General features: G+C 68.2%; 33 protein-coding genes. 12 read left to right on the plus strand and 21 right to left on the minus strand.

What is annotated here, in order from left to right; translation table 11 throughout:
* Position 1: 1 nt before the first annotated feature.
* The 5 genes from AC5592_RS18315 to AC5592_RS18335 all read right to left on the minus strand — a co-directional run bounded on the left by AC5592_RS18315 (position 2) and on the right by AC5592_RS18335 (position 4,114).
* Positions 2–868 (minus strand): MlaE family ABC transporter permease, encoded by an 867-nt coding sequence (locus AC5592_RS18315; RefSeq protein WP_063064927.1) that lies wholly within the window; start codon positions 866–868, stop codon positions 2–4.
* Position 869: 1 nt separating this feature from the next.
* Positions 870–1,715 carry an ABC transporter permease gene (locus AC5592_RS18320; protein WP_063064928.1) on the minus strand — a complete coding sequence of 282 codons (846 nt, stop codon included), beginning with the start codon at positions 1,713–1,715 and terminating at the stop codon, positions 870–872.
* Positions 1,716–1,992: 277 nt separating this feature from the next.
* Complete coding sequence (locus AC5592_RS18325; protein WP_063064929.1) at positions 1,993–3,081, minus strand: calcium:cation antiporter; 1,089 nt, start codon at positions 3,079–3,081, stop codon at positions 1,993–1,995.
* A 69-nt stretch (positions 3,082–3,150) separates the two neighbouring features.
* Positions 3,151–3,726: a methyltransferase family protein gene (locus tag AC5592_RS18330; RefSeq protein WP_063064930.1), complete on the minus strand. Its 576-nt coding sequence runs from the start codon at positions 3,724–3,726 to the stop codon at positions 3,151–3,153.
* 106 nt (positions 3,727–3,832) lie between these two features.
* On the minus strand, positions 3,833–4,114 hold the full coding sequence (locus AC5592_RS18335) for a MarR family winged helix-turn-helix transcriptional regulator (RefSeq protein WP_157121987.1): 282 nt from the start codon (positions 4,112–4,114) through the stop codon (positions 3,833–3,835).
* Here AC5592_RS18335 and AC5592_RS18340 point away from each other — a divergent pair.
* Positions 4,104–4,517, plus strand: a complete 414-nt coding sequence (locus AC5592_RS18340; RefSeq protein ID WP_157121989.1) for an alpha/beta hydrolase family protein — start codon at positions 4,104–4,106, stop codon at positions 4,515–4,517. The genes AC5592_RS18335 and AC5592_RS18340 overlap by 11 nt on opposite strands.
* Complete coding sequence (locus tag AC5592_RS18345; RefSeq protein WP_063064932.1) at positions 4,514–5,080, plus strand: YbhB/YbcL family Raf kinase inhibitor-like protein; 567 nt, start codon at positions 4,514–4,516, stop codon at positions 5,078–5,080. Before AC5592_RS18340 ends, AC5592_RS18345 begins: the two co-directional genes overlap by 4 nt.
* Positions 5,081–5,091: 11 nt before the next feature.
* Here AC5592_RS18345 and AC5592_RS18350 read toward each other — a convergent pair whose 3' ends face one another.
* Positions 5,092–6,039 (minus strand): phosphotransferase, encoded by a 948-nt coding sequence (locus tag AC5592_RS18350; protein ID WP_036498718.1) that lies wholly within the window; start codon positions 6,037–6,039, stop codon positions 5,092–5,094.
* A gap of 93 nt (positions 6,040–6,132) precedes the next feature.
* Between AC5592_RS18350 and AC5592_RS18355 the strand changes: the two genes are divergently transcribed.
* Both AC5592_RS18355 and AC5592_RS18360 read left to right on the plus strand, forming a co-directional pair.
* Entirely contained in the window at positions 6,133–6,579 is a 447-nt protein-coding gene (locus AC5592_RS18355) for a MarR family winged helix-turn-helix transcriptional regulator (protein ID WP_051024370.1), read from the plus strand.
* A gap of 22 nt (positions 6,580–6,601) precedes the next feature.
* Entirely contained in the window at positions 6,602–7,564 is a 963-nt protein-coding gene (locus AC5592_RS18360; RefSeq protein WP_232329417.1) for an MBL fold metallo-hydrolase, read from the plus strand.
* Here AC5592_RS18360 and AC5592_RS18365 read toward each other — a convergent pair.
* The gene (locus AC5592_RS18365; protein WP_036498714.1) at positions 7,536–8,183 is read right to left on the minus strand and encodes a class I SAM-dependent methyltransferase; all 648 of its coding nucleotides are present in this window, start codon (positions 8,181–8,183) and stop codon (positions 7,536–7,538) included. The two genes, AC5592_RS18360 and AC5592_RS18365, sit on opposite strands and share 29 nt — an antisense overlap.
* A 101-nt stretch (positions 8,184–8,284) precedes the next feature.
* Between AC5592_RS18365 and AC5592_RS18370 the strand changes: the two genes are divergently transcribed.
* Positions 8,285–9,022 carry a VIT1/CCC1 transporter family protein gene (locus AC5592_RS18370; RefSeq protein ID WP_063064933.1) on the plus strand — a complete coding sequence of 246 codons (738 nt, stop codon included), beginning with the start codon at positions 8,285–8,287 and terminating at the stop codon, positions 9,020–9,022.
* Here the strand turns inward: AC5592_RS18370 and AC5592_RS18375 are convergent.
* Positions 9,019–9,678 carry a pentapeptide repeat-containing protein gene (locus AC5592_RS18375; RefSeq protein WP_063064934.1) on the minus strand — a complete coding sequence of 220 codons (660 nt, stop codon included), beginning with the start codon at positions 9,676–9,678 and terminating at the stop codon, positions 9,019–9,021. The two genes, AC5592_RS18370 and AC5592_RS18375, sit on opposite strands and share 4 nt — an antisense overlap.
* Before the next feature lie 41 nt (positions 9,679–9,719).
* Positions 9,720–10,157, minus strand: coding sequence for a hypothetical protein (locus AC5592_RS18380; RefSeq protein ID WP_063064935.1), 438 nt, complete (start codon positions 10,155–10,157; stop codon positions 9,720–9,722).
* An 85-nt stretch (positions 10,158–10,242) separates the two neighbouring features.
* On the opposite strand from AC5592_RS18380, the gene AC5592_RS18385 reads away from it, so the two are divergent.
* Positions 10,243–11,028 carry a helix-turn-helix domain-containing protein gene (locus AC5592_RS18385; RefSeq protein ID WP_036498770.1) on the plus strand — a complete coding sequence of 262 codons (786 nt, stop codon included), beginning with the start codon at positions 10,243–10,245 and terminating at the stop codon, positions 11,026–11,028.
* Between the two features lie 31 nt (positions 11,029–11,059).
* Here the strand turns inward: AC5592_RS18385 and AC5592_RS18390 are convergent, their stop codons facing one another.
* The gene (locus AC5592_RS18390) at positions 11,060–11,674 is read right to left on the minus strand and encodes an NAD-dependent epimerase/dehydratase family protein (RefSeq protein WP_036498705.1); all 615 of its coding nucleotides are present in this window, start codon (positions 11,672–11,674) and stop codon (positions 11,060–11,062) included.
* 381 nt (positions 11,675–12,055) lie between these two features.
* On the opposite strand from AC5592_RS18390, the gene AC5592_RS18395 reads away from it, so the two are divergent.
* A complete protein-coding gene (locus AC5592_RS18395) occupies positions 12,056–12,715 on the plus strand; it encodes a PadR family transcriptional regulator (protein WP_063064936.1) in 660 nt (219 codons plus the stop codon).
* A 188-nt stretch (positions 12,716–12,903) separates the two neighbouring features.
* Positions 12,904–14,112 (plus strand): FAD-dependent oxidoreductase, encoded by a 1,209-nt coding sequence (locus AC5592_RS18400; RefSeq protein ID WP_063064937.1) that lies wholly within the window; start codon positions 12,904–12,906, stop codon positions 14,110–14,112.
* Between the two features lie 55 nt (positions 14,113–14,167).
* Here the strand turns inward: AC5592_RS18400 and AC5592_RS18405 are convergent, their stop codons facing one another.
* Positions 14,168–16,201, minus strand: a complete 2,034-nt coding sequence (locus AC5592_RS18405; RefSeq protein ID WP_063064938.1) for an MDR family MFS transporter — start codon at positions 16,199–16,201, stop codon at positions 14,168–14,170.
* Positions 16,202–16,431: 230 nt separating this feature from the next.
* On the opposite strand from AC5592_RS18405, the gene AC5592_RS18410 reads away from it, so the two are divergent.
* The 3 genes from AC5592_RS18410 (at position 16,432) to AC5592_RS18420 (ending at position 18,249) form a co-directional block, all read left to right on the plus strand.
* Complete coding sequence (locus tag AC5592_RS18410; protein ID WP_063064939.1) at positions 16,432–17,307, plus strand: oxidoreductase; 876 nt, start codon at positions 16,432–16,434, stop codon at positions 17,305–17,307.
* A gap of 64 nt (positions 17,308–17,371) precedes the next feature.
* Positions 17,372–17,845 carry a hypothetical protein gene (locus AC5592_RS18415; RefSeq protein ID WP_063064940.1) on the plus strand — a complete coding sequence of 158 codons (474 nt, stop codon included), beginning with the start codon at positions 17,372–17,374 and terminating at the stop codon, positions 17,843–17,845.
* The gene (locus AC5592_RS18420; RefSeq protein WP_063064941.1) at positions 17,842–18,249 is read left to right on the plus strand and encodes a DUF3817 domain-containing protein; all 408 of its coding nucleotides are present in this window, start codon (positions 17,842–17,844) and stop codon (positions 18,247–18,249) included. The genes AC5592_RS18415 and AC5592_RS18420 overlap by 4 nt, the downstream gene beginning before the upstream one ends.
* An 18-nt stretch (positions 18,250–18,267) precedes the next feature.
* Here the strand turns inward: AC5592_RS18420 and AC5592_RS18425 are convergent, their stop codons facing one another.
* From AC5592_RS18425 to clpS, 10 genes are all read right to left on the minus strand, one after another.
* Positions 18,268–18,876 carry a non-canonical purine NTP pyrophosphatase gene (locus tag AC5592_RS18425; protein ID WP_063064942.1) on the minus strand — a complete coding sequence of 203 codons (609 nt, stop codon included), beginning with the start codon at positions 18,874–18,876 and terminating at the stop codon, positions 18,268–18,270.
* Positions 18,876–19,643 (minus strand): ribonuclease PH, encoded by a 768-nt coding sequence (rph, locus tag AC5592_RS18430; RefSeq protein ID WP_063064943.1) that lies wholly within the window; start codon positions 19,641–19,643, stop codon positions 18,876–18,878. Before rph ends, AC5592_RS18425 begins: the two co-directional genes overlap by 1 nt.
* Before the next feature lie 52 nt (positions 19,644–19,695).
* Positions 19,696–20,460, minus strand: a complete 765-nt coding sequence (locus AC5592_RS18435) for a cyclic nucleotide-degrading phosphodiesterase (RefSeq protein WP_036498675.1) — start codon at positions 20,458–20,460, stop codon at positions 19,696–19,698.
* Between the two features lie 69 nt (positions 20,461–20,529).
* Complete coding sequence (locus AC5592_RS18440; RefSeq protein WP_232329425.1) at positions 20,530–21,099, minus strand: rhomboid family intramembrane serine protease; 570 nt, start codon at positions 21,097–21,099, stop codon at positions 20,530–20,532.
* Between the two features lie 307 nt (positions 21,100–21,406).
* The gene (locus AC5592_RS18445; RefSeq protein WP_036498670.1) at positions 21,407–22,369 is read right to left on the minus strand and encodes a cysteine synthase; all 963 of its coding nucleotides are present in this window, start codon (positions 22,367–22,369) and stop codon (positions 21,407–21,409) included.
* A gap of 5 nt (positions 22,370–22,374) precedes the next feature.
* Positions 22,375–22,686 (minus strand): MoaD/ThiS family protein, encoded by a 312-nt coding sequence (locus AC5592_RS18450; RefSeq protein WP_051024368.1) that lies wholly within the window; start codon positions 22,684–22,686, stop codon positions 22,375–22,377.
* A gap of 47 nt (positions 22,687–22,733) precedes the next feature.
* A complete protein-coding gene (locus AC5592_RS18455) occupies positions 22,734–23,156 on the minus strand; it encodes a M67 family metallopeptidase (protein ID WP_063064944.1) in 423 nt (140 codons plus the stop codon).
* 163 nt (positions 23,157–23,319) lie between these two features.
* On the minus strand, positions 23,320–24,378 hold the full coding sequence (locus AC5592_RS18460) for a P1 family peptidase (protein ID WP_063064945.1): 1,059 nt from the start codon (positions 24,376–24,378) through the stop codon (positions 23,320–23,322).
* 42 nt (positions 24,379–24,420) lie between these two features.
* Positions 24,421–24,990 (minus strand): oxidative stress transcriptional regulator AosR, encoded by a 570-nt coding sequence (gene aosR / locus AC5592_RS18465; RefSeq protein ID WP_063013169.1) that lies wholly within the window; start codon positions 24,988–24,990, stop codon positions 24,421–24,423.
* A gap of 22 nt (positions 24,991–25,012) precedes the next feature.
* A complete protein-coding gene (gene clpS / locus AC5592_RS18470; RefSeq protein ID WP_371507231.1) occupies positions 25,013–25,447 on the minus strand; it encodes an ATP-dependent Clp protease adapter ClpS in 435 nt (144 codons plus the stop codon).
* A 135-nt stretch (positions 25,448–25,582) separates the two neighbouring features.
* Here clpS and AC5592_RS18475 point away from each other — a divergent pair, with 135 nt between their 5' ends.
* Entirely contained in the window at positions 25,583–26,896 is a 1,314-nt protein-coding gene (locus AC5592_RS18475) for a nicotinate phosphoribosyltransferase (protein ID WP_063064946.1), read from the plus strand.
* Positions 26,897–26,908: the final 12 nt, after the last annotated feature.

A 26,908-nucleotide genomic window follows, 5' to 3' on the forward strand; every position in this document is an offset into this window, starting at 1 on the left:
ACTACCCCGTGAAGTCGATCGACGCGTTGAAACCCCAGAGCATCAGCGTCAGCACCATGTCGATGGCCACGATCGCGACCGACGACGCACGCACCGCGCGGCCGGACGCGATGCCGACCCCCTCGGGCCCGCCGGTGGCGAAGAAGCCGTAGTAGCTGTGGATGAGGATCACGACGGTCGCGAAGATCGCCACCTTGATCACCGCGGCGATCACGTCGAATCCGGAAACGAACTGGAAGAAGTAGTGGTCGTAGACACCGGCGGACTGGCCGTGGACCAGTGTGATGAGCCCGCGGCAGGCCAGATACGACAGGATCAGCCCGATCAGGAAGGTCGGCACGATCGAAATGGCGCCCGCGATCACCCGGGTGGTCACCACGAACGGGACCGACCGCAGGCCCAGCGCCTCGATCGCGTCGATCTCCTCCGAGATGCGCATCGAGCCGATCTCGGCGGTCATGCGGCAGCCGGCCTGAGCGGCGAATCCGATGGCGGCCACGATCGGCGCCAGCTCGCGGGTCGTGGCGTAGGCCGAGACGATGCCCGACACCGGGCCCATGCCCAGGATGTTCAGCATGGTGAAGGATTCGACGGCCACCGAGGCGCCCATCACCAGGCCGAGCACGATCATCATCGGCACCGTGCCGCCGCCGACGATCACCGACCCGCGCCCCCAGGTCATATCGGAGATGATGCGCAGCGTCTCGTCCCGGTACCGCCTGAGCGTCAAGGGAATCGACGACAGCACCTGCCAGATGAAGGACAGGACGAAGCCCAGTCCCTCCACGCGCGCCAGGAGCAGACCGCGGCGGCGGTAGAAGCGCACGAAGTGGCTGAACCCCTTGGGCATATAGGTCGAAATCGCCACGTCAGACCAACCTCGTCGGCAGGAACATCTCGACCACCTGGGTCACGCCGAGATTGACGATCGCGATCGACACCACCGACAGCACCACGGCCGCGTTCACGGCGTCGGCCACCCCGCGCGGGCCGCCCTTGGCCTCCAGTCCGCGCTGACAGGCGATGATCACCACCAGGAATCCGAACAGCACGGCCTTGAGCAGCGAGACCCACACGTCGGCGACGGTGGTGAAGGATCCGAAAGTGGCCCAATAACTTCCGGGGGTGACGTTCTGGCCGCCGACGGCCACCGCGTAGCCGGCGACGATGCCGACGAAGATGATGAGGATGTTCAGCAGCGGCGCGACGAGGATCATCGCCACCAGCCGCGGGATCACCAATCGGTGGATCGGCGAGATGCCCATCGTGTCGAGCGCGTCGATCTCCTCGCGGATGGTGCGGGCGCCCAGATCGGCGGCGATCGCGGCCGCGCCCGCGCCGCCGAGCAGGAAGCCGGTGGCCAGCGGTGCGCCCTGTTTGATCACACCGAGCCCGCCGGTCGCGCCGAGCAGCGAATCCGCGCCCAGGGTGTGGATGAGGTTGCCGACCTGCACCGAGACGATCACACCGAACGGGATGGCGATCAGGATCGCGGGGATCGCGGTCACCGTCACCAGCCGCCACGCCTGCAGAACCGCTTCCCGCCACTGGAATTCGCGCCGGACGATGTCGGTGGTCGTGCCGGTCACCGACTCCCGGGCGATATCCACTGCCCTGCCGAAGGTTCGCAGTGCGGACACGACGGTGTCCGAGAAATTCTTGCGAACGATACGAACAGCGGACGCGCCCGAGGTGGCGCGGGTCACCGGCGCCATGAGCGGCGGGCCCGGTCCGGGCGGTGTGGCTCGAATTTCACAATCGTCTCTCCGTGATCGGCAACACTGCCAACACGAAGCTATCGGTTACAACTAGTTACAGTAAAGCCGATCACGGTGTGAGGGTGGCCGCTTCGAGACCTGCGCGAAGGACGGCGATAAATCCAGCTAACGTGCATGTTTTTCTAAGTAAACGAGCATTCTAGAACCTGTTATCAGCACTGATCTGCTATCGCTATGACCCACATCACGTGTGGCCCGCCACAATGATTCGCCGTTACGGACTCGCCGCGAGAAAGACGAATCCGGTCAGCAACACCAGGTGAACACCGCCTTGCAAGGGAGTGGCGCGGCCCGGGACAACTGTCAGCACACCCGCGCCGACGGTCAACGCCAGCAACACCATCTGGGTGGCGCCGAGGCCGAGGGTCAGGGGCCCGTCGAGCCAAATCGACGCCAGGGCGATCGCCGGAATGGTGAGACCGATGCTGGCCATCGCCGAACCGAGTGCCAGATTCAGACTGACCTGCACCCGGTCCCCGCGGGCGGCGCGCACCGCGGCGATCGTTTCGGGCAGCAGCACCAGCAGGGCGATCACCACACCGACCGCCGAGCGCGGCAGTCCCGCGGCGGCGACCCCGCGCTCGATCGAGGGCGAGACCATCTTCGCGAGCCCGACCACACAGATCAGCGCGAGAACCATCAGCGCCAGCGACAGCGCGGCGGTGCGAGCGGCCGGACGGACATCGTGCTCGTCGATCTCGGTCTCCTCGACCGGGAGAAAGTCGTCGCGATGCCGCACGGTCTGCACCATGACGAACAATCCGTAGAGCAGCAGTGACATGACCGCCGCGAAGGCCAGTTGCGAGCCGGAGAACTCCGGGCCCGGCTTGCTGGTGGTGAAGGTCGGCAACACCAGGCTCAAGGTCGCCAGGGTCGCGACCGTGGCCAGGGCCGCGCCCGCACCTTCGGCGTTGAAGACCGCCACGCGCCGGCGCAACGCCCCGACCAGTAGTGACAGGCCGAAGATTCCGTTGCAGGTGATCATGACCGCGGCGAAGACGGTGTCGCGGGCGAGTGTCGAGGCATCCTGCCCACCGGAGACCATCAGGGTGACGATGAGCCCGACCTCGATCACCGTGACCGCGATCGCCAGCACCAGCGAGCCGAACGGCTCCCCCACGCGATGTGCAACCACCTCGGCATGCTGCACCGCCGCCAGAACCGCACCCGCGAGCGCCAGCGCCACGAGTACCGCCGCCGCTCCGGCGGGATGGGTGAACCATGCGATTGCCAGCACCACGGCGGCCAGGAGCGGAACAACGGTCGTCCAGTGTCGGGTCAACGCATACTTCATGATCACCATTGTCCCGGCGAATCGGACAAATCGACCAAAAGGAGAGATGCACCTCCATTCGCCCGAACGATGTAACGGCTACCAGAGGCCGGGGACGAGCCGTCTGGTGCGAGCGCGATAGTCCTCGTAGGAACGGCCGAGGGTTTCGACCATCGCCGCCTCTTCCACCTCGATCCGGCGCAGAAACGCCAAGGTGGGCACGACGATCAGGAGCAGCAGCGAGATCCAGTTCCCCACCGCGACACCGAAACCCGTGGTGAGCAACAGAACTCCGGTGTAGGAGGGGTGGCGCACCCAGTGGTACGGCCCGCGATCGACGACGGCCTGATCGGTGTCGACCTCGACGGTGGTGCGAAATGCCGCGCCCAGCACCGCGATAGCCCAGATTCGCACACCGAGCCCCGCGACCATCAGCGCGACTCCGGCGATCTGCCAGACGACCTCGTGACGAGTGGTGAAGCGCAGATCGCTGTCGGCCGGCAGCACGATCGACACCACATTCGCCACCCCGATCGCTACGGCGACGACAATCATGATGGTGGTACGGGTTCCGCGGTCGCGTGCGGTGGATCCTTTGCTGCGCAACCGATCCCGAAGCGCCAGTCCGATCTCGAAGCTCAACCAGATCCACGTCGTCACCACGGCGGCATTCACGACGACCCTCCCACGACCGCGCGGCGGACCGGATGCCCGCCGATAGGAAATAAACCACCGCGGCCACGTCCGGCACATCGGGAAGGTCCCGGAGATCTCCCCCGATTCAGTCCAGGAGTTTGCCCAGAATCGGAAGCGACGCCGCCAATTGCCGCTGTTCGGCGGGAGTCAGACGAGCGGCGATCAGTTCGGCCAGGTGGCCGTACCCGGCCTCGCGCCGTTCCGACAGCAGCTCCAGCCCGGCATCGGTGATGTGCAACCGCTTGCGCCGCTGATCGTCCGGATCGGGGGTGCGCCTCAGCAGCCCCGGCCTTCCAGGGCGGAAACCGCTGCCTGCCAACCTGACCGCGGTGCGGCCGACCCATGCGGTGTCGGCGATGCTGATCAACGGCGATGCCGATCCCCTGGTCCCGCTGGGCGGCGGCCACTCCCGCCACCGCGGGCCGAACGGTGAACCGCGCGGGCGGATTCTCGGCGCCGCCGCGACCGCCGACCACTGGGCGAGGCTCGACCGGTGCCCGGGCGACCGAACCACCGTCACGACCGCCGGCTCGCGCCGCGTCACCACCGCCCACGGCATCGCCGATACCGCCGTCACGGCATGGACGGTGTTCGGCGGGGGCCACACCTGGCCGGGCGTCGCCGTGCCGGAGGAATGGGCCGGCACTCCCGGCGCGGCATCCACCCTGGAATTCGATGCCACGGTAGAAATCCATCACTTCGCCCGCCCGCTCCTGCGACCGGCAGCGCGGCGGCTACTTCCACCTCGGTCGGAGAAGGAGAACCGATGAGTATCCTCGGCAAGCTACTCACCCATCGCCGCGCCGGTGAATCGGGACTGGCATGGAACCAGCCGAACCTGCTCGGCGACACCGTTTTTCGACTCACGAGTCCGGACTTCGAGCCGGAGACCACGCTCGACATCCGGCATGCCTCCCGCCGGATCGGTGGCGCCGACGAGTCTCCCGCCTTGAGCTGGAGCGGCGCGCCGGACGCTGCGACGGGCTATCTGCTGGTCGTCGAGGATCCTGACGCTCCGATGCGAAGGCCGTTCGTCCACTGCGTCGCGCTCCTCGATCCGTCGGTGCGGAGCTTGTCCCGCAACGCGTTACGCGCCGATACCGACGAAGCTGGTGTGCGGGTACTGCGGTCCGGATTCGGCCGCGGGTACATGGGTCCCGCACCGATCAAGGGGCACGGACCGCACCGGTACGTCTTCGAGTTGTTCGCCCTGAACGCGCCCCTCACCACGGCCGCGGGGAAATCCGTCGAGAGTGCGAAACCCCGGGAGGTGCTGGCGGCCGCACAGGCCGAGGGCCGGGCGCGGATCGACGGATTCTACGAACGCCGCTGAGGCCCAGAGGCTCAGGACATGCCGTTCGGCCGATAGCTGCGCAGCGCCTGCCGCAGGACAGTCAGCCGCTGTTCGCGAAAGTCCGTGCGGCCCTGTTCGATCGCGTCCAGCACGTCGAGCGCGGGATCGGCACACGCCCAGAAGCGCAGCTTGTTCTCGATGACGGGCCCGAGATCCCGTGCGCGACACCGCTGGATCTCGCGCACGAACTCGTGCCCCGCCTCCGGATACAGGTAGCAGAGGTCGTAGTCGGGGTCACCGATCTCCACATCGCCGAAGTCGATCAGTCCGGTGATCGTGCCGCCGCTGATCAACAGATGATCCAGACTCATATCGGCATGGATGAGCGTCGGTTCGAAATCGAAGTTGGCGTCGTCGTCGAGATATCGCTGCCACGCCCCCGACAGCTCCGCGGCCTCGGCCGCGTCCAGCAACGGAAGCACCTCGGCACGAACGGACTTCAGATCCGCGGCGAAATCCCCCCGCAGATCGGTGACCTCGACACCGAAGTCCCGGGCGCGGTCCACCGGAAACGAGTGGATCCGTTCGATCAGTTCCGCGATCGTGCGTGCCGATTCGGCGCGCAGCAGTCCCCGCTCGGCCCAGTCCGTTTCGTCGAGCGATTCGCCCGGCACGAGCGGATACACGCAGAACTCCCCGGGCCCCAGCGGATTCGGCGCGGTGAACAGGAATTGCGGAATCGGCACCGGCAGCAGCGGGGCCAACTCCGGAAGCAGTCCGGCCTCGCGGGCGATCCCTTCCGCCCCGTGCGGATCCTGCGGCAGGCGCAGCACATAGGCATCCGCCGCCGAATCCAGCTGGAGCGCAACACTGTCCAAACCCGCGCCCAGCAGCCGCAGTGAACCGTCCGCCAACTCCGGCCGGGGTGAGTCCACGAGAGCGCCGCGCACCCGGGCCTGCCAATCGGGAGGAAGTTCCACGCTCGCGCGCATATCCATGTCCGCATCGTAGATCCGGTGTCCAGCGGTTATCGCCGCCCGGCGATCCGCGCGGCCGGGCGGGCGGGGTGGCGGCGGTCTAAGATCGGCGGCGTGCCGGAATCCGGGAGCTCAGTACCCGCCTCGGTCCAGGTGTGGCGGGCGCTGCAGCGGGTGTACGTCGACCTGCGCCCGGAACTGGATGCCGAACTGCGCCGGGGCCACGGCATGCCCGCCAGCTGGTACGACATGCTCGTCGAACTCGCGGGCACCACCCGTCTGCGGATGAGCGACCTCGGCGAGACCATGGTGCTCAGCCGCACCCGGGTGAGCCGGTTGGTCACCGAATTGGAGGCGCGCGGCCTGGTCACCCGCGAAACCAATCCCGCGGACGGCCGATCGGCATATGTCGCCATCACCGCGGCCGGGCGGCAGCGGTTGCACGAGGCCACTCCGCATCACCATGCGGTCGTCGATCAACATTTCGCCGGTCTGGCGGCCGACGAACTCGGCGCCCTCGCCACCGCCCTGCACAAGGTGCTCGCCGACGACCGGCCTTGAGCCGGGCGCGCACAATGGACCGATGCCCGCTCTCTCGACGGTTCTCGATCCGCTTCGGCACACCGCCGGCTATGCCCGTTACTTCCTGAACAAGAGCGCGCGCGACCGCGAGGACGCGCAGGCGTTGCGCGAGCTCGAGGCCCGGCCGCTCACGCTGCCGGCCGGTCTGGAGATCGAATGGCTGGGCACCGCCGGATACCGGATGACCTACGAGGGCGTGACGCTGCTCGTCGATCCCTTCCTCACCCGGGTGCCGCTGTCGACGGTGGTACGCCGCCGCACCGCACTTCCCGATCCCGCATCGATCGACCGCTTCCTGCCGGCCCTCGACAAGGTAGCGGGAATCGTTGTCGGACACGGTCATTGGGATCACGCCTTGGACGCCCCCGAGCTCGCGCGCCGCTTCGGCTGCGCGGTCTACGGCTCACGATCGGTGCGCAATCTCATGGATCTGCACGGGCTCGGCGAGCGCGGTGTGGAGGTGGAACCCTACCGCCGCTACGAACTCGGGCCGTTCACGGTGACCTTCGTGCCGAGCGTGCATTCGAAGATCCCCTTCGGCACCCGGATCCCGTCCCCCGGCGACACCAGTTGCGAATCCCTGGCCGCGCTGGCGCCGATGGCCTACGGCTGCGGACAGACCTGGGGTATCCACATCGCGGTGGCCGGTGTCGAGATCTATCACCAGGGCAGCGCCGACCTCGTCGACGAGGCGATCCGGCATCGCGACATCGACATCTTCCTCGCCGGGGTGGCCGGACGGTCGGTGACGCCGGACTACTGGCGCCGAATCCTGACCCGGCTACGCCCCGCCACCGTGGTACCCATGCACTACGACGATTTCCTCCGGCCGCTCGACGCGCCGATGGGCTTCACCATCGATATCGCCCTGGCCTCGGTGGCCGACGAGATCGGCGCCGTGAGTCGCGAGATCGACGTGGTCGCCCTGCCGGTGCTCAGTCCTCGCTCCCCCGGCGGCCGATGAGCAGATGAGCCGGAATCGGCTGCCGGTCGATCCGCCGGTGTTCGACCGCCAGCCCGGCTCGTTCCAGCGCCTCCGATACGTCGTCGACCGGCCGCAACCGGAAGCCGTGCGCGGTGAACGGCATCTTCGCCATCGCCGCCGGATCACCGATACCGACCACCACCCGCCCGCCCGGGCGCAGCACGCGCGCCAGCTCCGCGCAGGCCCGGTCCAGATCATCGATGAAATAGACGGTATTCACCGTGATCACCGCGTCCAGGCTCGCCGAGGCGAGCGGCAACTCGGTGAGTCCGCCCTCGACGATCCGCAGCCGGCCGGTGCCGATGTCGCGGGTGAAGCGTGCACGGGCCCGCGCCGACATATCCGGAGAGATCTCCACGCCGTGCACGGTCCCGGTGTCGCCGACCTCGCGCAGCAGGATCGACAGTCCCACGCCGCCGCCGAAACCGATATCGGCCGCGGCCTGCCCCGCACCCACCTCGGCCGCCTCGACCGCGGCATCGATGGCGAAGCGATTGGCCCGGTTCAGCATCCGCGCGACCACCTTGCCCAGCACCCCGTGCGGATTGCCCAGTTGCGCGGCGACCGTGGACATAGCGCGCGTGACAAGGGAATTCATGCCTCGCATGCTACCGATCCGGACCTCGCCGCACCGGCGGGCGCGGCTCGCCTGCGGCGCGGATCCACCGCCCGGCCCGGGCGACGGCCTACTCTGCATCCGTGGACGACTCCGACAATGTGGGGACCGGGAGCTGGAAGCATCCGCACGAACCGCACGGCGGAGGTTTCGCGTCCCGGCTGAACTGGTTGCGCGCCGGGGTCCTGGGCGCCAACGACGGCATCGTGTCGACCGCGGGCCTGGTGGTCGGCGTCGCCTCGGCCACCGCGGCCACCACGCCCATCCTCACCGCGGGTGTGGCCGGGCTCGTCGCGGGTGCGCTGTCGATGGCGGTCGGCGAATACGTCTCGGTGAGCACGCAGCGCGACAGCGAACGTGCCCTGCTGTCGCTGGAGAAGCGGGAGCTCGCCGAAGACCCCGATTACGAACTCACCGAGTTGACCGAGATCTATCGGCACAAAGGACTCTCGGAGGCGACCGCGCGGCAGGTCGCGCAGGAATTGACCGCCCACGATGCCTTCGCCGCGCACGCCGAGGCGGAATTGGGTCTGGACCCGAACGAGCTGACCAACCCGTGGCAGGCCGCCTTCTCCTCCGCGCTGGCGTTCACCTGCGGCGCCCTGTTGCCGCTGCTGGCGATTCTGCTGCCGCCGGCGAACTGGCGTATTCCGGTGACTTTCGGCGCGGTACTGCTGGCGCTGGCAGCGACCGGATCGCTGAGCGCACGCCTGGGCGGCAGCAATCGGCGCCGGGCCGTCCTTCGGGTGGTGATCGGTGGCGCGCTGGCCATGGCGGTGACCTACGGTATCGGGCAGATCCCCGGGGTTTCCAGCAGCTAGTCGCGGATTCGATTGTCGCGCACGATGATTCCCGCCGCTCGCGCGAAGGCGGGAGCCATCTCCATCAGCTGAGGTGTGGTGATGATCGCGCCCTTCAGCGTTCCGATATCGGCGATGAGGTCCAGCGCCGCCGCACCCCGCAGATCGACATCTTCGAAGGTGGCGCCGTGCAGGGCGACGCCTTCGAGCCGCGATCCGGGAAAATCGACCTTCCGGAGTGTGGCGGCGGAGAAGTCGGTGTCGCGAAAGACACATTCGGCGAAGGTCACGTTCCGCAGGGTGGCCGCACGGAAGTTCACCGATTCGAATTTGCAGCCCTCGAAACGGATACGGCGCAGCTGCGCGTCGACGGCGACCACCCCGGACCACGCGGAGTCGACGAATTCGGCATCCAGCCAACGGGTTTCGCAGGCATCGACTCCGATCCACCGCACCCCGCGCAGCCAGACGTCGTCGAACCGGCAGTGGTTCAGACTGCCGCCGCCGAGCACCACACCGGTCAGCGCCGACTCACTGAACCAGGAGCCGCCGGCCGACACCTCGTCGACGGAGGTGGCGTCGACGTGGACCCGCTCGTACTCGGTATCGGGGGCGAGCGGTTCCCGCAGCGGCGTCAGATTCCGGGCATAGGGCAGGTCGGCGAGGTCGCGAGGCATTCCTGCACCCTAGACAGGCGCACCGACAGGTCTACGCCGGCTCAGTTCACGAATTCGTGGTCGGTGCGCACCCTCCCGTCGGGATCGAAGGTCAGCACCTCGAGTCCGGCGCCGGCGACCGTGCCGTCCGCGCGTGCGCGCATCACCCAGGTCAGCGCCACGGCGGCCCCGGCGTGCCGAACCGGCTCGCCCTCGGCTTCGAAGAAGTGCTCACCATCGGCGACGAACATCTCGTATGCCCGGGTGACGCGGGCGAACATCGCGTCGTAGCCGCGGACCTCGACCGCCGGGGCGGACACTCCGTACTGGCGGGCGGTATCGCGGATGCCCTCGGGCGGGTTGACCAGGATCTGATAGCCGTCCTCGGCCCAGACCTCGCGGATCAGCTCGCGGCGCCGGTCGGCATCGGGCTCGTTCCACTGGCCGATCCAGCGGTCGAGCAGATTCTTCAGTTCGATATCGGTGGGTTCGTAGCTCATGCCGCCGAGTCTGTCCGTCGGCGCGCACTCGCGCGATTCCCCACAGGGTATGGCGAAGCGCCCCGTCGGGGCCGACGATGATCCCATGACGACAGTCGCGCGACCGGGCCCCTTCGCACAGGAACTGCGACGCTGGCGAGGGCTGCGGCGGTGGAGCCAGCTCGATCTGGCCATCCGCGCCGACACCACGCAGCGCCATCTCAGTTATCTCGAACAGGGCCGTTCCCGGCCGGGTCGCGCCATCGTGCTACGGCTGGCCGAATCGCTGGAACTGTCGCTGCGCGAACGCAATGCGCTGCTGGCGACGGCCGGCTTCACACCCGCCTACGACGAATCCGGCGTCGACGCACCGCACTTGGCTCCGGTACGCGAGGCCCTGCGCACGATCCTGTCCGGCCATATGCCCTATCCGGCGCTGATCGCAGACCGCTATGGAAGCCTGATCGAGGCGAACGCCGCGTTCGACGTCTTCACCGACGGCTGTGCGCCCGAACTGCTCACCGCGCCGATCAATGTGCGCCGCTTGGCATTACATCCGGACGGCCTGGCGCCGCGGGTGGTCAACTTCGCCGAATGGGGCCGGCATGTCACCGAATCCATGCGGGCGCGCAACCGCACGTCACCGGATCCGCGCGCCGAGGAACTGGTCGCCGAATTCGAGAGCTATCTCCCGGAGACCGACCCCGGACCCGGCTACCTCGGCTTCGCGGTGCCGCTGCGACTGCGCAGCGAGGCCGGTGAATTGCGATTGATCACCACGCTCACCTCGTTCGCCACCGCCACCGACGTCTCGCTGGCGGAACTGCACCTCGAGGCCTTCCTGCCCGCCGACGAGCCCACCGCCGAAGTGCTCCGGCAGCGCGCCGGATGACCCGTCGCCGACGATCGGCGGGCGTCGGAGACTATTGCACCGGTTCGAAATCCACGCGGCCGTCTTCGGTCACCGCATAGATGCCCGAGGCCAGATCCAGCGCGACCACGGTGCGCGCCGCGGCCTCGGCGATATGAATGCGCGGCGGATCGGGCCGGTCCGCGTTCTCGGGATAGTAGGTTCCGGGACCGTAGAACTGGCCGTAGCGCAGGACGACGCCGCGGACGCCGAGCACCGCGTCCTCCAGGAACTGCTTGGCGGCCTGTCCCTCTCCGGTCATCTCCCACGCGACACTCTGGGCGAGAAAGCGTTTCGCGCCCGCCGCCTGTGCCGCGGCGAGCAGGTTGGCGGTGCCCTCGCGGCGCATCCGCGAATTCGCCGCCCGGCCGGCGGGCAGATCGGCGGGATCGTCGGGCAGGTCGGTGAGCTGATGCATCACCAGATCGGGCGCGAAATCGCGCACCGCCTGTTCCAGCGCCGCCGCGTCGTAGACATCGCACACGACGGGCCGGGCGCCGAAGCCGGTCAGCATCGACGCCTTCGACTCCGAGCGCGTCAGCCCGGCGACCTCGAATCCGGCCGAGACCAGCAGGGGTGTCAGTCTGGCGCCCAGCACTCCGGTAGCGCCCGCCACAAAGATCCGCACGACGGATCACGATAACCGCCCGGCGTCGGTCGGCCGGTTCGACACTCTTGACCGACCCTGGCCGTTAACCTACTGTCTACGTACACAAATAGTAGATATGGGGACCCGGAACCTGTCCCCACCCTCGAACGTCACGCCGTCTCGCGCGGGGCGCGAGCGACGGGGTACCCCTCATCGGCCCCGGTCGTCGCCGCCCACCGGCAGCCCGCCCCTCGGCGGTCGCGCGCGTCGCTCGTGACGATCCACCCCCGGGACGGCGCCGGCACGCCACCTCCCGGGGGTGCTCGTCGTATGTACCCCACGCCCCATCACGCAATGAAGACTCTTGCCGACACCATACTCGCAGACGTATATTCGTAGACGAGTAAGGAGGTGCGGGCGATGCCCAAGAAGCGAAAGGTCGCCAATCTGCTGGCCCTGGCGGTCCTGGCGACGCTGATCGAACGTCCCATGCACCGCTACGAGATCGCGGCCCAGATGCGCGAACGCGGCAAGGACCGCGATATGGACATCAAATGGGGGTCGCTCTACACGGTCGTACAGAACCTCGAGAAGCACGGATTCGTCGAGGTCATCGGCAGCGAACGCGACGGCGCCCGGCCCGAGCGGACGATCTACCGGCTCACCGACGCCGGCCGCGCCGAGGCCGAGGACTGGATCCGCGAACTGATCTCGACCCCCGAACCCGAACCGCATCGGTTCGTGGCCGGCCTGTCCGTGGTGGCCCTGCTGCCGCCGGACGAGGTGATCCCGCTGCTCGACGAACGCACCCGGCTGCTCGCCGCGGAGATCGCCGTGCGGCGCCGCGAAATCGAAGAGCAGACGCAATTTCTGCCCCGGCTCTTCCTGGTCGAGGCCGAATTCGGCGTGGCGATGCTCGAGGCCGAGGCGGCGTGGGTCGCCGGACTGCGCACCGAACTCGCCGCCGGCACCTTCCCCGATATCGATTTCTGGCGGCGTGCCCACTCGGAGCAGATTCCGCCCGCCGAGATCGCCGCGATGGTGGAAGGAGGGACGTTCCGACAGCCGACCACCGACTGAAATCCAGGACGAAAGACCACGATACGAACCGGGCCCGGCGCAGTGCGGCAACACCGCGCCGAGCCCGATCCACCTACCTCTCGAACCGCATTCACGCAGGCGAACCCAGCCCGAGTATGGCAACTTCAGGATAACTGGGCGGCGCGTGCGCGGATCGGATCGGGTTCATCCACTCGAGGAGAATTCCCATGTCCGCAGTTACATCCGCCCTCGTCATCGGGGGCGGCGTCGCCGGCCCCGTCGCCGCCACCGCCCTGCGCGCGGCCGGGATCGAGGCCACCGTCTACGAGGCCTATCCGGGACCGGCCTACAACATCGGCAGCGCCCTGGGGTTCGCCCCCAACGGCCTGGCGGCCCTGGACGTCATCGGCGCCGGCGATGCCGTGCGCGCGATCGCCCTGCCGATCCGTCGCATGGTGATGTCGTTGGGCCACAAGGACATCGAGCTGCCCACCGCCGCCGGCCTGGAACCGCTGCACGCGATCGATCGCAGCGATCTGCACCAGGTACTGCACGATCACGCCGTCGAGGCCGGTGTGGCCGTCGAATATTCCAAGCGCCTGGTCGGCGTCGAGGAACATCGTGACGGTGTGACCGCTCGGTTCGCCGATGGATCCACCGCCACCGCCGACATCATCGTCGGCGCCGACGGCATCAAATCGCGCGTGCGCACGCTCATCGATCCGAACGCCCCGGGGGCCGATTACACCGGCATGCTCGGATTCGGCGCCTACACCGAATGCTCGGCTCCGGTCCCCCCGGAGACCATGGTGTTCGCCTACGGACGCAACGCCTACTACCTGTACTGGCCCATGCCCGACGGCCGGATCGCCTGGGGCGCGAATCTGCCGCAGAAGCAATATCTTTCGCTGACCGAGGCTCGCGAGGTTCCGGCCGAACAGTGGTTGCGGACACTGCGCGAGGTCTACGCCGAGGACACCCCCGGCGCCGAGCTGGTGCGCAACACGCCGCCGGAAGAGCTGGTCGTCACCGGCGGCCTGCACATCATGCCGCCGGTGCCGCACTGGTATCGCGACCGTATGGTCCTGGTCGGCGACGCGGTGCACGCGCCGTCCAACAGCACCGGCCAGGGAGCGTCGCTGGCCATCGAGAGCGCCGTGCAGCTGGCTCGATGCCTGCGCGATTTCGATTCGCCGGCAACCGCTTTCGCCGCCTACGAACGGATCCGCCGTCCCCGGGTGGAGAAGGTCGCGGCCCGCGGCGCCAAGATCAACCAGTCGAAGACCGTCGGCCCGGTGATGCGCCGGATGATGCCGCTGGTCATGCCGCTGGCGACCAAACTCTTCAAGATGGAAGAGGTCATGGCGCGCGAGCAGAGCTACACCATCGACTGGGACGCACCGGTCGACGAGCGCGCCGAACTCGCCGTCGCGTGAGCGTATCGCCGTGTAGTTCAGAATAATCGAACGCGGTGCTGCGGCCGGCGGTGAATCACACCGTCAGCCGCAGCGCCTCCGGTCGTTCCACTTCCTCCAGCAGTTTCGCCGCGATGTTGTCCAGCGCCCGGTCGAAGAGTGCGCGATCATCCGGGTCGGCGCAATCCCAATCGTCGAGATAGCGGCACAGCCACTTGCGCCAGGCGGCGAGAATGCGGTCGTACTCCGCCTGGCCACTCGCGGTCAATTCCATTCGGTCGCCGTTCACTTCGATGTATCCGGATCGTACGGCCTTGTCGTACACCGGTTCCAGCACTTCCGGCGGCATCCAGTGCGCACGGGCCACGGCTGCCAGATCTGCCGATCCGCGGGCGCGCTGCAACATCTTCACCTGCCCGATGGCCCAGGCCTGATCCCGGCCGAGCGGACTGTCGGCGGCCGCCAGGATCCGCGGATCGGGCAGCTCGTCGTCGCGCAGTCTGCGCAGCACGTTGGCCAGTGAATGTTCCAGGCGGACAGTGCGATCCGGGGAATCGGGCACGGAGAAGCCGCCGCCCACATCGGCCGCCTCCGCACGGACGCTGTCGCGCAGCGGCACCTGTTTGAGGAACCACGCCACGACGAAGCCGACCACGGCCACCGGCACCACCCAGCGGAAGACGTAATCGATGGTGTCGGCATAGGCGTCGATGATCGGAATCGCCTGCGCGTACGGAAGCTGGTGCAGCAGTTGCGGACTCTGCGCCACCGCGGGCGGCACCCCGGGCACCTCGGTGAGCGCCTGACGCAGATTCGGTTCCAGCTGATTGCTGTAGAGCGTGCCGAAGATCGCGGTGCCGAAAGTCGATCCGACGGTCCGGAAGAAGGTGACACCAGAGGTGGCGGTGCCCAGGTCCTGGTACGGGACGGTGTTCTGCACGACGATCGTGAGCACCTGCATCGCCAGGCCGATACCCAGACCCAGGATCAGCATGTACAGCGATTGCAGCCAGAAGCCCGTGGTCCGGCCCATGGTCGACATCAGATAGAGCCCCACCGCCATGACCGCGGTACCGGCGACCGGGAAGTACTTGTAGTAGCCGGTCCGGCCGACCACCTGCCCGGAGATGATCGAGGTGGTGAACAGGCCGACCACCAACGGCAACGTGCGCAGTCCGGACGCGGTGGCCGACACACCGTTGACGTACTGCAGATAGGCCGGCAGATAGGTCATCGCGCCGAGCATCGCGAAGCCCACGATGAAGCTGAGGATCGAGCAGACGGTGAAGACGTTGCTGCGGAACAGATGCATCGGCAGCATCGGCTCGGCCGCGCGTGTCTCGACGAAGACGAACGCGGCCAGCAGCACCACCGCGGCCGCGAACAGTCCGATGATCGTCGCCGAACCCCACGGATATTCCTGACCACCCCATTCCAGTCCCAGGATCAGACAGCTGACACCGATCGCCACCAGCGCGATGCCGGCATAGTCGACCACCGGCCGCACCGCCGCGCGGATCGACGGAATCGCCCGCGCCGCAACGGCGATCATCAGAATCGCCAGCGGCACGTTCACGTAGAAGCACCAGCGCCAGCTGGCATGGTCGGTGAACAGCCCGCCCAGCGTCGGGCCGACGACGGTGGTGATGCCGAAGACCGCGCCCAGCGCACCCTGATATTTGCCCCGGTCACGCAGCGGGATCACATCGGCGATCAGCGCCATCGAGGTCACCATCAGCCCGCCCGCGCCGACGCCCTGGATACCGCGCGCGACGATCAGCAACGTCATGCCGTGGGCGAGCCCCGCCACCATGGAGCCGATGATGAAGATCAGGCCACTGAGCTGGAAGATCAGTTTGCGGCCGAACAGGTCGCCGAATTTGCCGGCCAGCGCGGTGGCGACCGCCTCGGCCAGCAGATATGCCGTCACCACCCAGGCCATATGCCCGGCGCCGCCCAGATCGGCGACGATGGTGGGCAACGCCGTCGACACGATGGTCTGATCCAACGCGGCCATCAACATCCCCAGCACCACGGTGATGAAGACGACGTTGGCGCGGGTATGACTCACGGGTGCGGGCGATTCGGCGACTGCGGCAACACCGGACATTAGCTCAGTATGTGCCCTGAGCCCGATTCGGACGGCGCAACACGGCAATACACCAGCTCGCTCGCCGACACCGCAAATCTCCGGCACTCAAATCGAGTGCGCGGAGACCACGATCGATACCCTGAGGACACTGTGACACAACCCTACCGCCGGAACTTACTCTGGAGTAAGGTCAGGCGGTGAGGATGCGACGAGGCTCCTTCCCCAACGGTAAACAGTGAGGTCTCACCATGGCGTGGAATCCCAGCGAGATCCCGGCGCAGCACGGACGCACGTTCGTGATCACCGGGGCCAACGGCGGTATCGGCAAGCACACCACCCGGGCCCTGGCCGCCAAGGGGGCGACCGTGATCATGGCCTGCCGCAATACCTCGACCGCACAGCAGGTCGCCGACGGTATCGAGGGAGACGTCCGGGTATCCGCACTGGATCTGGCCGACCTCGCATCGATTCGCGAATTCGCCGAGCGCACCGGGGAATTCGATGTGCTGATCAACAACGCGGGACTGATGAACATCCCCTTCTCGCGCACCGTGGACGGGTTCGAAACCCAGTGGGGGGTCAACCATCTCGGGCACTTCGCGCTGACCGGACTGCTGCTGGACCGCATCGGCGACCGGGTGATCAGCCTCGCCAGCATCGCGCACCGGCAGACCCCGAAGCTGTGGATCGACGATCTCAACTACGAGAACCGCCGCTACCAGCGCAACCTCGCCTACGCCCAGTCGAAGTTGTCGAATCTGATGTTCGCCCGGGAACTACAGCGACGCCTGGCCGAATCGGGATCCGCCATCCGGTCCTACGCCGTACATCCCGGTGTCTCGCCCACCGATCTGTTCACCCGCACCGAGACCCCGCTCGACAAGGTCGCCAAACCCTTCATCGCCCTGGCCGGCCACTCGCCGCGCAAGGCCGCCGAGTCGAGCCTGTTCGCGGCCACCGTGCCGGACGCCGATCCGAACACCTACTGGGGGCCGACGCTGCTGTTCGGTTCGCGCGGTCCGGTCCGGCCGTCGCCGTCGAGCGCGCTGTCGAAGAATACCGATCTGCAGCGGCGGCTGTGGGAGGAATCCGAGCGGCTGACCGGCGTCACCTACAAATTCTGACCAGCGGTGATCGCCGGGCACCTCACACTACGGGCCGTGTAGTAGACCGGGTACCGTGGTAGGCGTGTCCGCACCACATCGTCGCCCGGCTCTGATCATCTTGGTGGTCGTGGCCGCGCTGGCCTGCCTGGGGCTGGGCTGGTGGCAGTGGGGACGGTTCGAATCCTCGTCCGGAACCGCGCAGAACCTCGGCTACGCGCTGCAATGGCCGCTGTTCGCCGGATTCGTGGTCTTCGCCTACTTCCGATTCGTGCGACTCGAGCGCGATACCGCCGCCCAGCACACCGAGGCAGCGGAGACCACCGAGCCATCGAGCCCGGCCGAATCCGCGACCCCGGCCCGGCGGAGGATCGAACGGGCTGCCCCGCGCGAGATCCCGGCCGGCATCCTGCCGGAACGGCCGACCGCCGCCCGCGACGATGACCCGGTGCTGGTCGAATACAACAAATATCTTGCCGATCTGCACGCACAGGATGTGCGCGAGCGGATGCACGCCGTGGGGCTCGACGGCCCCGACACCGAGAGGAGAGCCGGTTGAGCGCCGACCACCCCACCACCCCGGCCGCCACCACCACACCGGCACCGGCCGCCACGCCGGCCCCCGCGGCCCGCGACACCGGCCGCATCCGCTCGGCGCTGACCCGCTACCGCGTGCTCGCCTACATCACCGGTGTCTGGCTGCTGTTGTTGTGCGCGGAGATGGTGTACAAGTACCTGCTGCTCGACGACAGCAGCAAGGCGCCGCACTGGCTCTTCTACGTCGGCCAGATCCACGGCATCTTCTACATGCTGTACCTGGTGTTCACCATCGACCTGGGCATCAAGACGCGGTGGAAGCCGCTCACGCTGGTGATCACCGCCCTGGCCGGCACCATCCCATTCCTGTCCTTCGTCTGCGAGCACTACCGCACCCGGCAAATCCGCGCCGAATTCTTGAGCTGAGCCGCCAAGGCGCCGCTCTCAGCCCTCGGCGAGTTGCGCCAAAGCGGGTAGCAGGGCGCGCAAGGCCCGGCCGCGGTGTGATGCGGCGTCCTTGTCCGCCGGGGTGAGCTGGGCCGCCGAGACCGTTCCGCCGTCCGGGACGAACAGCGGGTCGTAGCCGAAACCGCCGTCGCCGACCGGCTTTCGCGCGATCGTGCCCGGCCATTCGCCGATCGTGACGACCTCGCGGCCGTCGGCGACCAGGGCGCAGGCCGAGACGAAGCGGGCGCCGCGGCGGTCGTCGGGGACGTCACCCAGCTGGGCGAGCAGCAGGTCGTTGTTCGCCGCATCGTCACCGTGGCGGCCCGACCAGCGCGCGGACAGCACGCCGGGCATACCGTTGAGGGCGTCGACGGCGAGGCCGGAATCGTCTGCCACACAAGGCAATCCGGTCGCCGCCGCGCCGTCGCGCGCCTTGGCGAGAGCGTTCTCCTCGAAGGTCGCGCCCGTTTCCGGGGCCTCCGGGAACGGCGGCACCTCGTCCAGGCCGACGATCTCGAGACCCGCGACTCCCGCCTCGTCGAGGATGCGGCGCAATTCGCCGAGCTTCTTGGCGTTGCGGCTGGCCACCAGTACCCGGCGCGCCATTACTTCCTCTTCTCGCCCGGCTCGGGCAGCTGCCCCGGATACGGCAGCGCGAGCGCCTGCTTCTGCACCTCGAACAGCTGCTCGCAGCCGGCCAGTGCCGAATCCAGCAGCTTGTCCAGGGTGGAGCGCGGGAAGGTGGCGCCCTCGCCGGTGCCCTGGATCTCGACCAGGGTGCCGGTGTCGGTCGCGACCACGTTCATATCGACCTCGGCGCGCGAATCCTCCTCGTACGGCAGGTCCAGGCGCACCCGCCCGTCGACCACGCCGACGCTGACCGCGGCGATCATGCACGAGATCGGCTGCGGGTCGGCCAGGCGCCCGGCAGCGCCCAGGTAGGTGATCGCGTCCGTCAGCGCCACGTAGGCGCCGGTGATCGCGGCGGTGCGGGTGCCGCCGTCGGCCTGCAGGACGTCGCAGTCGAGGGCGATGGTGTTCTCGCCGATCGCGGCCAGGTCGATGCACGCCCGCAGCGACCGGCCGACCAGACGGCTGATCTCCTGGGTGCGCCCGCCGACCCTGCCCTTCACCGACTCGCGCCCGCTGCGGGTGTGGGTGGCGGCCGGTAGCATCGCGTATTCGGCTGTGAGCCAGCCCAATCCGGAATCACGCCGCCACGGGGGCACCCCCTCGGTGACGCTCGCGGTGCACATCACCCGCGTCTGACCGAATTCGACCAGTACCGAACCCGCCGGATGCGTGGTGAATCCCCGGGTGATCCTTACCTCGCGGAGTTCGTCGTCCGCTCTGCCATCGGCTCGTCTAGACACAACGCCAGCCTAAGGGATGGGTACGACGCCTCCGCCCCGGCGGGGTGGGTGCTCAGATTTCGATGACCTCACCCGGCGAGACCGCGTGCACGGGACCGCTGAACTGCTCCTTGGCCTCCGCGATGACGTCCTCGCGCGAGGTCCACGGCGGAATGTGGGTGAGCAGCAGTTCGCCGACACCCGCACGGGCGGCGATCATTCCGGCCTCGGTACCCGAAAGGTGAATGCCCGGTGGGCGATTGGCCGGATCGTGGGTCCACGAGGCCTCCGAGAGCAGCACGTCGGCGCCCTCCGCGAGTTCGAACACCGCGGGGCACAAGGCGGTATCACCGGTGTAGACCAGGGTGCGGCCGGCGGCGGTGGTGATGCGCAGGCCGTAGGACTCCGGCGGGTGGTACATCCGGCGGGCGACCACCGTATGGCCGGGACCGAAACGCACCTCGGCGCCCTCCTGCCAGGGGCGCATATCGATCACGTCGGACCAGTCGTCGCATTCGCCGCCGATCTCGGCCGAGGCGTTACCGATCCGCAGCGCCGAATCCGAGGGACCCTGCACGATGGCCTTCCCCGTCGGCGGGTTCGGGTGATATCGCCGCCACACCAGCAATCCGGGCAGGTCCAGGCAGTGATCGGCGTGCAGATGGGTGAGGAAGATGTCGACCTCGCCAGGGTCCAGGTAGCGCTGCAACGCGCCCAGCACGCCGGGACCGAAATCGATCACGGTGGGGGTCATATCCGGACCGGTCAGCAAATAGCCCGACGCAGGGGAATCCGGGCCGGACACACTGCCCGAACACCCGAGGACGGTGAGTCGCATTCCCCCATGCTGCCACGCTGCATTCTCACTCAACTGGGGATCCCCCAAATCGCCGGCCGAGTGCCGCAGTCACCCCGACGATGCGAGGCGGCCGGCACTCTCCTCGCGACGATGACGACGTTCATTCGATGAGAGTACCCAGCCGGCCAGCAGTCCACCCAACGCACCGAAAAGATGTCCTTGCCAAGAGATTCCGGCCTGGCCGGGCAGCACACCCCACAGAATCGAGCCGTACACCAACCCCACGACGACACCCACGAGGATCTGCCACAGGTGGCGGGTGAACAGGCCGCGCGAGATCAGATAGGTGAGCCAGCCGAACACCAGCACCGAGGCGCCGATGTGCACCGAACCACTCGCCCCGGTGAGCCAGGTGCCGACCCCCGCCACGACCCAGACGATCGCGGTGGCGGCCAGTCCGCGACCGATCCCGGTGAGCAGCGTCAGCAGGCCCAGCACGATCACCGGCAGGGTGTTGCCGATCAGATGCGCCCAGTTCGCGTGCAGTACGGGAGCGAAGACGATGCCCTCCAGCCCCTCGGCCGTCCGGGGTCGCACCCCCGCACCGTCGAGGTCGTGATGCGAGACGGTGTCGACGCCCTCGACCGCGTACAACAACGCCACGAACGTGAGCGTCATCGCAATTGCCCGCTGCCACAACAACTTCAGCGCGGCGGTACGTCCGGGCTCCGACGCCGACGCCGACGAGGTGGGCCGGGGCGACGGAAACTGCGAACCGGACGGTACGGAACCGGCGGGCGTTCCCGCGGACTTCTGCAGTTCGGCCCGCAGCGCGGCAATCCGATCCGGGTCGAACGACGGACCCATCTGCTCGGCCACCGCCATCACCTCCTCGCGAGACCGGCCGTCCGGTCGCTCGCCCTCAACGGTACCGCTGCGGCGAGGACCGGCACTCGGCCGCGGGACGACCGGCCCGCCGGAAGCACTAGGCCCAGAGCTGACCTTCGAGACGTTCCTCGGCTTCCTCCAGCGTGCCGTCGTACGCGCCGGTCGACAGGTATTTCCAGCCGCCGTCGGCCACCACGAACGCGATATCGGCCCGCTTACCCGCGCGCAACGCCTTGTTGCCCACCCCGAGGGCGGCGTGCAGGATCGCGCCGGTGGAGATACCGGCGAAAATGCCTTCCTCCAGCACCAGCTCCCGCGTGCGCCGTACCGCGTCGTAGGGCCCCACCGAGAACCGCGAGGTCAGCACCGATTCGTCGTAGAGTTCCGGAATGAAGCCCTCATCGATGTTGCGCAGCCCGTAGACCAGTTCGCCGTAGCGCGGCTCGGCGGCCACGATATCGATCTCCGCGACGTTCTCCCGCAGGTAGCGGCCGGTCCCCATCAGGGTCCCGGTGGTGCCGAGCCCAGCGACGAAGTGGGTGATCTCCGGCAGGTCCGCCAGTATCTCCGGGCCGGTGCCCTGATAGTGCGCATCGGCATTGGCCGGATTGCCGTACTGGTACAGCATCACCCAGTCGGGATGTTCGGCGGCGATCTGCTTGGCCTTCGCGACGGCCTGGTTGGAGCCGCCGGCGGCCGGGGAGTCGATGATCTCGGCGCCGAACATGGTCAGCAACTGCCGCCGCTCGACCGAGGTGTTCTCCGGCATCACACAGACCAGGCGATACCCCTTGAGTTTGGCGGCCATGGCCAGCGAGATGCCGGTGTTGCCACTGGTCGGCTCCAGGATCGTGCAGCCGGGCCGCAGCGTGCCGTCGGTCTCGGCCTGCTCGATCATGCGCAGGGCCGGACGGTCCTTGATCGACCCGGTCGGGTTGCGGTCCTCCAGTTTGGCCCACAACCGGACGTGGTCGTCACCATCCCATCGGGGCGACAGCGTCTTCAGACCCACCAGCGGGGTGTTGCCGAGGGTCTCGATCAGCGATTCGTAGCGTGCCACGGAAATCAGCGGCCGAGCGCGCCGCCGGCGACGGTGCTGTCCAGGCCGCCTCCGGCGACGGCAGGCAGGATGGTCACCGAGCCGTCGGCCGGAACCTCGGCCTCCAGCCCACCGGCGAAGCGCACGTCCTCGTCGTCGACGTAGATGTTGACGTAGCGGTTGAGCTTGCCGTCGGACAGCAGGCGCTGCTCGAGTCCGGGGTAGTTGGCCTCGAGGTCGCCGATCACCTCGGCGAGGGTGGAACCGGTCGCCTGGACCCGCTTCTCACCTCCGGTGAGGGTGCGCATGATGGTCGGGATGGACACGGTTACCGACATGGGTGCTCCTGTTTCTTCTGGTCGCCTGGTTCGCGGACGCGTCGGGCTCAGGCCGGGGGGTACTCGGTCACGATCTTGACCGGTTCCTCGGTGACCACACCGTCGAGGATCCGGTAGCTGCGCAGTTCGTGCTCCTGCGGGTCGCGGGTGGACACCAGCACGTAGTGGGCGTTGGGCTCGGAGGCGTACGAGATGTCCGTCCGGCTGGGATAGGCCTCCGTGGCGGTGTGCGAGTGGTAGATCACCACCGGCTCCTCGTCACGGTCGTCCATCTCCCGCCAGACCCGCAACTGCTCGCCGGAGTCGAACCGGTAGAAGGTGGGCGAGCGCTCGGCGTTGACCATGGCCACGAAACGCTCGGGGCGGTCGGAGCGCTCGGCGCCGGCGATCACACCGCAGGCCTCGTCGGGATGATCGGCGCGGGCGTGCGCCACCATCGCATCCACGAGATCGGCCCTGATCACCAGCACAGTTCGAATCCTTCCGCTCACGCCCGCGACGCGCCCGGCCCGCGCGGGTCGTATCGCTGCCGTCAACGGCCGAGGATATTCGGCTATTCCCACCCACCGCACGGGCGGGCCTGATATAGCGCATCACACGGCACGGAATGCCTCGATCGGGGCAGGCCGGGACTCAGCCGAACAACTCGCGGTAGGTCGGGATGCCGGCCACCGGGTTCGCCCGCAGGATCGCGTCCACGATCGCCCGCTCCACACAGACCGCGGCCGCGGTGCACAGTTCGTCGAGCAGCAACAGATCCGCCGGAAACGCGGGTGGCAGTGGAATATTCGACTCCGCGGTGATCGTGCCGGTGGCCAGCGCGAACAGCGTGTCGCCGTCGAGCGGGGAATGGGCCGGCCGGATCGCCCGAGCCAGCCCGTCGTGCGCGGTGACCGCGAGCCGGCGACAGCCCGCCGGATCCAGCGCGGCATCGGTGGCGACGACACCGATGGTGGTGTTGAGCACCGTCCCCTTCACCGGCAGCGCATTGGCACGGGCCAGGGCTTCGGCGGTGGCCGGTGCCAGACCGAAATGCTCCGGTCCGTCGGTACCCGCACCCCACGGCAGGCCGGTACGCGGATCGAATACCGAACCCACCGGATTGGCGACCACCAGCGCCCCGACGGTGTGGCCGGCGGCCGGTCCCGCGGTGAAACGCACACTGGCCGTACCGATTCCGCCCTTGATGGAACCGGCCCGCGCACCGACGCCGGCCCCCACACTGCCACGCTCGAAAGTCTCGCTCGCCGATCGCGTTGCGCGATAACCGAATTCCGGGGTCGGACGGATATCCCACGCTCCCACCGGGAGATCGAAGATCACCGCGCCGGGAACGATCGGCACCACCCGCGAGGGATCGGCCGGATCCATCGGAATGCCCTCGCCGTCCTCCTCCAGCCGGCGCATCACCCCGTCGGCGGCCGCCAGCCCGTAGGCGCTGCCGCCGGTGAGCAGCACCGCGTTCACCTGCCGCACCGTCTGTCCGGGATCGAGCAGATCGGTCTCACGGGTGCCCGGTCCCCCGCCCCGCATATCGACCGACGCGGTGGCTCCGCCCGGCACGCGCACCACGGTGCAGCCGGTCGCGGCGCCGGAGCCGAGCGTCGCGTCCGGATCGAGTTCGTGGTGGTGGCCGACGAGCACACCCGCCACATCGGTGATCGAATCCCGAGGTCCCGGCACCGAAGTCACATGTCCTCCTGCAGAGGTGGGCCTGCGCGAGCGCGCGCGGAGTCAGGGAGCGAGGGCGTGCAGCAGCGAATCCTGCATCCAGGTGAGCCAGTGGTAGACGTCCAGGTGCGGGGCGCGCGGATCGTCGGGATCGAGCTGGTCGGGCGTGTCGGCGTCGATGCCCAGTGCGGTGCCCAGTGCCAGCCGCACGTCGTTGAGGGCGTTCAGCCAGGCGTCGGCCTGTTCGGGGGTGAGCACGATCTTGCCGCCGCGCTCGGGCAGGGTTTCCAGGACCACCGTGCCGGCGGCCACCTTCGCGTCGATGATCTCGGGTTCGTGCAGACTGCGCAGGGCGCTGTTGAGATCGGCGCGGTCGGCGTCCGGAGAACCGGGTTCCTTGCGATGGAAGTCGGGCAGCAGCCGCGCCAGTCGCGGATCGTCCGGGGGAACGCTGTTGCCGGTGCGAAGTCCGGTCAGCTCCGCGAGATCGTCCTCGGGGGTGGATCGGGCCCGATCGGTGAGCAGTCCGGTTACCGCCCCCACCAGCGAACGCAGGACGTCCGCCTCCCGGGGGTCCATCTCCGACCGCAGCTTGAGCCCGCTCAGCGAGTTCTTCCTGCTCCACTTGCGCACGGGGCTACCGTAGCCGTCGCGGTCACTGGTCACGTTGCATGGTCGCCCAGAGCCCGGCGGCGTGCAGACGCTGGACGTCGTGCTCCATCCTGTCCCGGGATCCCGACGACACCACCGCCTTGCCCTCGTTGTGTACCTGCAGCATCAGCTCGGTTGCTTTGGCTTTGCTGTAACCGAACAGCTTTTGGAAGATGTAGGTGACGTAGTGCATCAGGTTCACCGGATCGTCCCAGACCACCGTGACCCACGGCCGGTCCTCGGCCTCCAGGATCTCGGTGACCTCGACGGTCTCCGGTGTGGCCTGAGCCGCCGACAACCGTCCGGCCACGACGCCTACGCGGGTGTCTCGCCCCGCCCACGACCGTCCCCGCCCCGCCGTGTCCTGCGGGCCCGTCGCTCGCGCCGCTGCCTGGTTCGCGCCGGCCGGACCGGCGGCGATCCGGACGGCGTCTCTCATGCACAGACCCATACCCTCAGAGTACGACGCGGCTCCGGATAAACAACACCCGCGCCGAGCACCTCCGGAAGGCCCTCCGCGACGTCGCGCGCACCGCGGCGCCCGCCGCGCGTCCGGTATGTCTACAGTGGCCGCGTGGACACTTCGGCCGCCGCCGCGAGCACCGCCCTGCTGACCGACCAGTACGAGCTGACCATGCTCGCGGCCGCCCTGGCCGACGGTTCGGCACAGCGGCAATGCACCTTCGAGGTATTCGCTCGCCGGTTGCCACACGGTCGCCGATATGGCGTCGTCGCGGGTACCGACCGGTTGCTCACCGCGTTGCGGGACTTCCGCTTCGGCGAAGCCGAACTCGCTGTCGCGGCGCGATTCCTGGAGGCGCGAACGCTGGAGTGGCTGCGCGATTTCCGGTTCACCGGCGACATCGACGGCTATCTGGAAGGTGATCTCTACTTCCCCGGCTCCCCCATCCTGTCGGTGCGCGGCAGTTTCGCCGAGTGCGTGATGCTGGAAACGCTGATCCTGTCGATCCTCAACCACGACAGCGCGATCGCCGCCGCGGCGGCACGGATGGTCAGCGCGGCCGCGGGCCGCCGGATGATCGAGATGGGTTCGCGCCGCACCCACGAACTGGCCGCTCCCGCCTGTGCCCGCGCCGCGTATCTCGCCGGATTCGACGCCACCTCGAATCTGGAGGCGGTGCGGCGCTACGGCATTCCCGGCGCCGGCACCAGCGCGCACGCCTTCACGCTGCTGCACAGCGGCCCGGACGGGCAGCACGAGGCGGCGGCCTTCCGCAGTCAGGTCGACGCGCTCGGCATCGGCACCACACTGCTGGTGGATACCTTCGACATCACCGCCGGGGTGGCCCGCGCCATCGAGGTCGCCGGGCCCGAATTGGGCGGTGTGCGAATCGATTCCGGCGACCTGGGCGTCCTGGCGCGGCAGGTGCGCGACCAGCTCGACGCCCTCGGCGCGAAGAAAACCCGCATCGTGGTGTCCGGCGATCTGGACGAATACGCGATCGCCGCACTGCGCGCCGAACCTGTCGACGTGTACGGCGTGGGCACCTCCCTGGTCACCGGGTCGGGCGCGCCGACCGCCGGAATGGTCTACAAACTGGTGGAGGTCGAGGGCGTACCGGTGGCCAAGCGCAGTAGCCACAAACAGTCGCGAGGCGGCACCAAGCGCGCGGTGCGACTGTCCCGCGATACCGGCACCATCGTCGAGGAGATCGTGTATCCGGCCACCGCGCAACGCCCCACCGGCAACGGTTACGACGTGCGGGATCTGCTGGTTCCGCTGATTCGCAAGGGTGAGCCGGCGGCCGACGCACCGGATCTGGCGCACAGCCGGGATTTGGTCGCCCGCGGTCTGGTCAGTTTGCCCTGGGAGGGCTTGAAGCTCTCCGCGGGCGAACCGGCCGTTCCGACCACCTTCCTACAATGAACGTGGGGCAAC

The sequence above is a fragment of the Nocardia violaceofusca NBRC 14427 genome, from assembly GCF_963869435.1.
GTDB lineage: Bacteria > Actinomycetota > Actinomycetes > Mycobacteriales > Mycobacteriaceae > Nocardia > Nocardia aobensis.

Excerpts from the sequence above, each read along its gene's own strand:
- AC5592_RS18440 (WP_232329425.1), bottom strand. The coding sequence starts at position 21,099 with ATGACGCTCACGTTCGTGGCGTTGTTGTACGCGGTCGAGGGCGTCGAC.
- AC5592_RS18435 (WP_036498675.1), bottom strand. The coding sequence starts at position 20,460 with ATGCGACTCACCGTCCTCGGGTGTTCGGGCAGTGTGTCCGGCCCGGAT.
- AC5592_RS18325 (WP_063064929.1), bottom strand. The coding sequence starts at position 3,081 with ATGGTGATCATGAAGTATGCGTTGACCCGACACTGGACGACCGTTGTT.
- AC5592_RS18375 (WP_063064934.1), bottom strand. The coding sequence starts at position 9,678 with ATGCCTCGCGACCTCGCCGACCTGCCCTATGCCCGGAATCTGACGCCG.
- AC5592_RS18400 (WP_063064937.1), top strand. The coding sequence starts at position 12,904 with ATGTCCGCAGTTACATCCGCCCTCGTCATCGGGGGCGGCGTCGCCGGC.
- AC5592_RS18360 (WP_232329417.1), top strand. The coding sequence starts at position 6,602 with ATGCCCGCTCTCTCGACGGTTCTCGATCCGCTTCGGCACACCGCCGGC.
- AC5592_RS18425 (WP_063064942.1), bottom strand. The coding sequence starts at position 18,876 with ATGGCGCGCCGGGTACTGGTGGCCAGCCGCAACGCCAAGAAGCTCGGC.
- AC5592_RS18385 (WP_036498770.1), top strand. The coding sequence starts at position 10,243 with ATGACGACAGTCGCGCGACCGGGCCCCTTCGCACAGGAACTGCGACGC.
- AC5592_RS18450 (WP_051024368.1), bottom strand. The coding sequence starts at position 22,686 with ATGTCGGTAACCGTGTCCATCCCGACCATCATGCGCACCCTCACCGGA.
- AC5592_RS18380 (WP_063064935.1), bottom strand. The coding sequence starts at position 10,157 with ATGAGCTACGAACCCACCGATATCGAACTGAAGAATCTGCTCGACCGC.
- clpS (WP_371507231.1), bottom strand. The coding sequence starts at position 25,447 with ATGAGAGACGCCGTCCGGATCGCCGCCGGTCCGGCCGGCGCGAACCAG.
- AC5592_RS18410 (WP_063064939.1), top strand. The coding sequence starts at position 16,432 with ATGGCGTGGAATCCCAGCGAGATCCCGGCGCAGCACGGACGCACGTTC.
- AC5592_RS18320 (WP_063064928.1), bottom strand. The coding sequence starts at position 1,715 with ATGGCGCCGGTGACCCGCGCCACCTCGGGCGCGTCCGCTGTTCGTATC.
- AC5592_RS18405 (WP_063064938.1), bottom strand. The coding sequence starts at position 16,201 with ATGTCCGGTGTTGCCGCAGTCGCCGAATCGCCCGCACCCGTGAGTCAT.
- AC5592_RS18350 (WP_036498718.1), bottom strand. The coding sequence starts at position 6,039 with ATGGATATGCGCGCGAGCGTGGAACTTCCTCCCGATTGGCAGGCCCGG.
- AC5592_RS18340 (WP_157121989.1), top strand. The coding sequence starts at position 4,104 with ATGCTGATCAACGGCGATGCCGATCCCCTGGTCCCGCTGGGCGGCGGC.
- AC5592_RS18345 (WP_063064932.1), top strand. The coding sequence starts at position 4,514 with ATGAGTATCCTCGGCAAGCTACTCACCCATCGCCGCGCCGGTGAATCG.
- AC5592_RS18365 (WP_036498714.1), bottom strand. The coding sequence starts at position 8,183 with ATGAATTCCCTTGTCACGCGCGCTATGTCCACGGTCGCCGCGCAACTG.
- AC5592_RS18395 (WP_063064936.1), top strand. The coding sequence starts at position 12,056 with ATGCCCAAGAAGCGAAAGGTCGCCAATCTGCTGGCCCTGGCGGTCCTG.